The following is a 6,023-nucleotide window of genomic DNA, read 5'->3' on the forward strand; positions in this document are numbered from 1 at the left end:
CCCCAGGGGCCGTCGTCGGGCTTGCCGTCGGCGCCGGTGGCGGTGCTGGCCAGGCGCCAGCGGTAGTGGCCGGGCGGCAGCGGCACGCCCAGCTCGGTGCCCGTGATGCCGCTGCGCTCGAACGCCTTGGCGCCATCGCTTCCCATGACCTCGATACGGAAGCTGCTTGCGCTGGCCGGCTGGGTCCAGGCGAAGGGTGCGCTGTCGCCGTAGACCCGGGCCTGCGGCGCCGGCGAGCGGGCGAAGGGCGGCTCGGGCCGGGCCTTCAGCACGACCGGCAAGTCGGCGGCCAGGCCCTCCAGCCCGATCGCGTCGATGCCGCGCAGGCGCAGGCGGTAGCTCCCGTCGGGGAGATCGGCCCATTGGGCGGAAGGCGCGGTGAAGCGGCCATCCAGCAGCAGGTGCTCCTCGCCGTCGAAGAGCTGGGCGCGATAGGCGACGGCGCCCTCCAGCGGCGGCCAGGTGATCGCCAGCGGGATGCGTTCGAGCCGCGTCGGCACGCCGGCCAGCGACGGGGCGGGCAGCAGCTTCGTCAGCGCCGAGGGCTTCTGGCCCTGCACGGCGGCCAGGCCGTAGCCGGCCGGGATGGGCTGGGTGGCCGCGCCGGCCGGCGTGCCGGCGACGCGGCCTTCCAGCACCTCGGCGCGGGCGCTGCGACCGTCCTCGCTGACCTGCACACGGAACTCGGTGCCGCGCACGCCCAGGCTCAGCGTCGGCGTGCGCAGCTGGTAGTCGGGCGGGCGGTCGGCCGAGGGCTGGACCTTGCTGTCCGCGCTGCCCTTCTGCAGCTGCAGCCGCATCGCCGGCACCGCGCTGCGGCCGAACACCAGCAGCTCGTCCAGCGCCACCTCGCTGCGGGGCGCCACCAGCAGCCGCGAGCCGTCGACGAAGCGCAGCGTCAGCGTGGCCTGCTCGCCGGTGGAGAGGGCGTCGCCGGAGTGCAGTTCGTCGCCGGAGTGCAGCGCCGCCGCGGGGCTGCCGGCGCGGCGCAGCTCCACCTGGCCCTGCACGAACACCGCCTGCGCCACGCTGGCCTCGCGGCGCAGCAGGCGGATCGGCATCTTCACGGTGGAACCCGGCTGCAGCCGCAGCGGGTCGGGCACGTGGTTGAGCTTCTGCAGCTCCCGCCAACTGGTACGCTCTTTGAGGTAGGCGGTGCTGAGGTCGAACAGGTTGTCGCCTGCCTGGACGCGGTAGTTCCAGGCCGGCTCCGCATCGGGCGCCGCCGCGGCGCAGATCGCGAAGGTGGCGAGCAGCGCGCCGACGATGGTGGCCCGGCCCTGCCGCCGGATGTTGTGGGCACCCCTCATGTTTCCCCCCGGCCACCGCACGGAGGGGCCTGGCGAAGATGGTAGCGGAGTGACCCTGTCTTAAGCTTCGGGCGGACCCGTAGGCTTGGACGGAACAAAGGAAGGAGAGCTGACGATGGCCTCGAACGCGATGGGCGAACGGACCCGCCTATACCGCTGGCTGCTGCGGCACCGAGCCGCCTGCTATGTCCTGATGACGCTGGCCTTCCTGCTGTTCGGCCTGCTGTCGCTGGACCTGGTGAAGGTGGTCTCGGCCAATGCCGGCTACCTCTGGGAGAACGGCTGGATGGGCCTGGTCGACGGTGGTTTCCGCCAGTTGCTGGAGCTGCTCGTGAATGCGCTGGTGGCGATCGCGGCCTACCTGCTGTTCAAGCTGTGCGAGCACGCGCTGGTGCATCGGCTCGCGCATGTCGACTGACTGACTGAGCGCTCGCTCATGGAAGCCGAACTGGCCGCCGCCATCCGGGAGCACGGCATGGCCATCTACCCGCTGCTGTTCCTGCTGGTGGCGCTGGAGATCGGCGTGGCGCCGCTGTTCTTCCTGCCGGGCGATCCGCTGCTGTTCCTGTGCGGGGCGCTGACGGTGCAGGGCGGGCTGGAGACCGGGCCTCTGATCGGCGTGTTCTTCGTGGCCACACTGCTGGGCAATGCGCTGGCCTACAGCACCGGCGCCTGGATCGCGCTGCAGGCGCGCCAGCGAGACTGGCGCTGGCTGGAAGGCCCGGCGCTGGCGCGGGCGCGCAAGTTCTTCGCCGGCCACGGCGGCTGGGGGCTGGTGGTGGTGCCCTATGTGGCGGTGCTGCGTACCTTCGCGCCGGTGGCCGCCGGCCTGGCGCTGATGGACCGGCGGCGCTTTGCGCTGGCCACGCTGGCGGCGGCGGCGCTGTGGTCGGTCGGGCTGGTGGCGGCGGGGCGCTACTTCGGCCAGGTGCCGCTGGTGCGGGAGCACCTCGGGGTCTTCGTGCTCAGCGGCGTGGCGCTGGCGGCCGTGGGCGCGGTGCTGAAGCGCCTGCTGCGGCGTTCCTCAGACCCGGTCTAGCGCCTTCTGCAACTCGTGGCGCAGGCCGCGCAGCGCCTGCAGCTCCTGGTCGGGCGCCTGGACCGCCTGCCACAGCAGGGCCACCAGGTCGCGCGTGCTGGCCTCGATGTCGATGTTGCGCTGCGGGCTGGCCAGCAGTTCCCACAGCATGTGCTCGATCGGGCCCAGCACCAGCGAGCGCAGCAGGCGCAGCGGCAGATCGGCGCGGATCTCGCCGCGCACCTGGCCGCGGGCCAGCAGGTCCATCAGCGGGGCGGTGTAGCGGCGCTGCAGTTCATGGAGCGTGTCGCCCAGGTCGGGGCCGGCGCCGGGGCGCGAGCGGCCCTCGCTGAGCACCAGTGCGCAGATGCCGGTGCCCTGCACGAGGAAGATGCTCAGGTGGATGCGCACGAAGGCTTCGAGCTGCTCGCGGGTGGAGCTGTCGGGCGGCAGCGTGGCCTCGATGGTGGCGATCGTCTCGTCGTACCAGTCGCCGATGACGCGCAGGCATAACTCCCGTTTTCCACGGAAGTAGGTGAATATCGTCGCCTCCGAGATGGCCAGGCGCTGGGCGATCTCGGTGGTCGTCGTGCGTTCGTAACCGAGCTCGGCGAAGACCTCGCGGCCCACCCGCAGGATGTCGCGCACGCGCTGCTCGGCCTTGGCGCTGGTGGGCGCGCGGCGCTGGATGCTGGGGGCTGGGTCTCGCTTCACGAACCGCATTCTGCTCAAGTTTTGAGTAAAGCTCAAGCTGGTGTTTTTGGCTGTTACTGGCTTATGATGCGCTCCGTTCTGAAAATAATTGAGTCTTACTCATTGGAGACGCAGATGGCCGTTCTGACCACCAAGCTCAACGCCCGCTCGGCGGATTTCAAGGCCAATGCCGAGGCGATGCGCGGGCAGCTCGATGATCTGTACGCCAAGCTGGAGGCGATCGCCCAGGGCGGTGGCGATGCCGCCCGCGCCAAGCACGTGGCCCGCGGCAAGCTGCTGCCGCGCGACCGGGTGGAGATGCTGCTGGACCCCGGCACGCCCTTCCTGGAGCTGGCCCCGCTGGCCGGCCTGAACATGTACGACAACGCGGCCCCGGGCGGCGGCGTGATCGCCGGCATCGGCCGCGTGGCGGGTGTCGACTGCATGATCGTCTGCAACGACGCCACGGTGAAGGGCGGCACCTACTACCCGATCACCGTCAAGAAGCACCTGCGCGCCCAGGAGATCGCCGACCAGAACCGCCTGCCCTGCGTCTACCTGGTGGACTCCGGCGGCGCCAACCTGCCCAACCAGGACGAGGTCTTCCCCGACCGCGACCACTTCGGCCGCATCTTCTACAACCAGGCCAACCTGAGCGCCAAGGGCGTGCCGCAGATCGCCGTCGTGATGGGCTCTTGCACCGCTGGCGGTGCTTATGTTCCTGCGATGAGCGACGAGACCATCATCGTCAAGAACCAGGGCACGATCTTCCTGGGCGGCCCGCCGCTGGTGAAGGCGGCTACCGGCGAGGTGGTGACGGCCGAGGACCTGGGCGGCGGCGACGTGCACACGCGCCTCTCGGGCGTGGCCGACCACCTGGCCAACGACGACACCCATGCGCTGGCCATCGCCCGCCAGTCGATCGGCCGGCTCAACTGGAAGAAGCAGGGCCAGCTCGCCACGCTGGCGCCGCGCGCACCGCTGTTCGATTCCAGCGAGCTGCACGGCGTGATCCCGACCGACACCCGCAAGCCCTTCGACGTGCGCGAGGTCATCGCCCGCCTGGTCGACGGCTCCGAGTTCGACGAGTTCAAGGCCCGCTACGGCAACACGCTCGTGTGCGGCTTCGCCCATATCGAGGGCATGCCGGTGGGCATCGTCGCCAACAACGGCATCCTGTTCTCCGAGAGCGCCAACAAGGGCGCGCACTTCATCGAGCTGTGCTGCCAGCGCAAGATCCCGCTGGTCTTCCTGCAGAACATCACCGGCTTCATGGTCGGCCGCAAATACGAGAACGAGGGCATCGCCCGCGCGGGCGCCAAGATGGTGACGGCGGTTGCCTGCGCCCAGGTGCCCAAGTTCACCGTGATCATCGGCGGCAGCTTCGGCGCCGGGAACTACGGCATGTGCGGCCGCGCCTACTCGCCGCGTTTCCTGTGGATGTGGCCCAACGCGCGGATCAGCGTGATGGGCGGCGAGCAGGCGGCGAGCGTGCTGGCGACGGTGAAACGCGACGGCATCGAGGCCAAGGGCGGTTCCTGGAGTGTGGACGAAGAGGAGGCCTTCAAGGCGCCGATCCGCCAGCAGTACGAGGACCAGGGTCATCCGTACTACGCCTCGGCCCGGCTGTGGGACGACGGCGTGATCGACCCGGCGGATACGCGGCGTGTCCTGGCATTGGGGCTCAGCGCGGCCTTGAATGCGGAGATTCCGGAGACCCGTTTCGGCGTGTTCCGGATGTAGTGTGCGGCCCTGGCATCGACCTCCTTCACATCATGCGCACGACCATTGAGATTGACGACGAACTGATCGCGCCGCTTCTTGCGGACGGTTCCTTCAAGACCAAGAAGGCGGCCGTGGAGGCGGGCTTGAGGCTGGTGATGCGGCAGAAGGCCGAGCACGAACGCCTCAAGGAGTTCAGGGTCACGATCCGCCGCCTGGATCCGGACGACAGTCTGCAGGCTCTCACCGAGTTGCTGCATGCCGCCTACGCCAGCCTGGCCGCGCAGGGGTGGAACTTCACGGCCGTGAATCAGTCCGTCGAGGTGACGCGTCAGCGCCTCGAAGGTGCGCAGTGCTTCGTGGCGCTTGTGCGGGGGCGCTTGATCGGGACCGTGGCGGTGCGCGGCCCGAAGGATTCCGACGAGGCCTATATCGCCGATGCACCGCCGCCGCTTTACACGACGCCCGGCACGGCCATCCTGGCCCAACTGGGCGTGCATCCTGACTGGCGCGGCCAGGGCGTGGCGGAGCGTTTGATCGAAGCCGCCGAAGCCTGGGCGAAAATTCAAGGGCATCGCCAGATCGCCCTCGACACTGCCGAGCCGGCCTCCGCGCTTCGAGCGCGTTATGCCCGTCGCGGTTACCTCGAAGCAGGCGCCGTGCAGTGGCAGGGCAAGACCTACCGGTCCGTGCTGATGTGCAAACCGCTGGCCGCCGAGCCCCCTACCGAACCCTGAGCATCATGACCCACAGCCTCCAAGTCCGAATCGAAGGCCACGTCGCCCGCGTCACCCTCAATCGCCCCGAGGTCCGCAACGCCTTCAACGAGGCGCTGATCGCCGAGCTGGCCGCCACCTTCACCACGCTGGCGCAAGACCCGACCCTGCGCGCCATCGTCCTCGCCGCCGAGGGCAAGGCCTTCTGCGCCGGGGCCGACCTGAACTGGATGAAGGCGATGGCCGGCTACAGCTGGGACGAGAACAAGGCCGATGCCGACAAGCTCGCCGCGATGCTGTGGGCGATCTACAGCTGCCCCGTGCCGGTGATCGCGCGGGTGCAGGGCGATGTGTATGCGGGCGGCGTGGGGCTGGTGTCGGTGTGCGACGTGGTCGTGGCGGTCGAGTCCGCCGGCTTCTGCCTGTCGGAAGCCAAGCTCGGCCTGCTGCCCGCCACGATCGGCCCGTATGTCGTGCGCGCTTTGGGCGAGCAGGCTTCGCGCCGCTACTTCGTGACGGCCGAGCGCTTCTCCGCCGCCGACGCGCATCGCCTGGGCCTGGTCC

7 protein-coding genes are annotated in these 6,023 nt (G+C 69.7%); 5 read left to right on the forward strand and 2 right to left on the reverse strand.

Going from position 1 to position 6,023, the window contains the following annotated elements:
* A partial coding sequence (locus B0W88_RS28870; protein ID WP_077037996.1) for a FecR domain-containing protein occupies nucleotides 1-1,310 on the reverse strand: 1,310 nt, incomplete at its 3' end.
* A gap of 115 nt (nucleotides 1,311-1,425) precedes the next feature.
* On the opposite strand from B0W88_RS28870, the gene B0W88_RS28875 reads away from it, so the two are divergent.
* Together B0W88_RS28875 and B0W88_RS28880 are read left to right on the forward strand one after the other, a co-directional pair.
* Complete coding sequence (locus B0W88_RS28875) at nucleotides 1,426-1,728, forward strand: hypothetical protein (protein WP_077037997.1); 303 nt, start codon at nucleotides 1,426-1,428, stop codon at nucleotides 1,726-1,728.
* An 18-nt stretch (nucleotides 1,729-1,746) separates the two neighbouring features.
* Nucleotides 1,747-2,349 carry a DedA family protein gene (locus tag B0W88_RS28880; RefSeq protein ID WP_077037998.1) on the forward strand — a complete coding sequence of 201 codons (603 nt, stop codon included), beginning with the start codon at nucleotides 1,747-1,749 and terminating at the stop codon, nucleotides 2,347-2,349.
* Here the strand turns inward: B0W88_RS28880 and B0W88_RS28885 are convergent.
* Entirely contained in the window at nucleotides 2,335-3,042 is a 708-nt protein-coding gene (locus B0W88_RS28885; protein ID WP_233151884.1) for a TetR/AcrR family transcriptional regulator, read from the reverse strand. The genes B0W88_RS28880 and B0W88_RS28885 overlap by 15 nt on opposite strands.
* A 114-nt stretch (nucleotides 3,043-3,156) precedes the next feature.
* Here B0W88_RS28885 and B0W88_RS28890 point away from each other — a divergent pair, with 114 nt between their 5' ends.
* The 3 genes from B0W88_RS28890 to B0W88_RS28900 form a co-directional block, all read left to right on the forward strand.
* On the forward strand, nucleotides 3,157-4,764 hold the full coding sequence (locus B0W88_RS28890) for a carboxyl transferase domain-containing protein (protein WP_077038000.1): 1,608 nt from the start codon (nucleotides 3,157-3,159) through the stop codon (nucleotides 4,762-4,764).
* A 32-nt stretch (nucleotides 4,765-4,796) separates the two neighbouring features.
* Nucleotides 4,797-5,480 carry a GNAT family N-acetyltransferase gene (locus B0W88_RS28895; protein WP_077038001.1) on the forward strand — a complete coding sequence of 228 codons (684 nt, stop codon included), beginning with the start codon at nucleotides 4,797-4,799 and terminating at the stop codon, nucleotides 5,478-5,480.
* A gap of 5 nt (nucleotides 5,481-5,485) precedes the next feature.
* Nucleotides 5,486-6,023: enoyl-CoA hydratase-related protein (locus B0W88_RS28900; protein WP_198937969.1), on the forward strand; the 538-nt coding region annotated here is incomplete at its 3' end.

The sequence above is a fragment of the Pelomonas sp. KK5 genome (assembly GCF_001984095.1).
In the GTDB taxonomy this organism is placed as follows: Bacteria; Pseudomonadota; Gammaproteobacteria; order Burkholderiales; family Burkholderiaceae_C; genus KK5.

Bases quoted from the DNA above. Each gene is read 5' to 3' on its own strand.
- B0W88_RS28875 (WP_077037997.1), top strand. From the start codon at position 1,426: ATGGCCTCGAACGCGATGGGCGAACGGACCCGCCTATACCGCTGGCTG.
- B0W88_RS28880 (WP_077037998.1), top strand. From the start codon at position 1,747: ATGGAAGCCGAACTGGCCGCCGCCATCCGGGAGCACGGCATGGCCATC.
- B0W88_RS28890 (WP_077038000.1), top strand. From the start codon at position 3,157: ATGGCCGTTCTGACCACCAAGCTCAACGCCCGCTCGGCGGATTTCAAG.
- B0W88_RS28895 (WP_077038001.1), top strand. From the start codon at position 4,797: ATGCGCACGACCATTGAGATTGACGACGAACTGATCGCGCCGCTTCTT.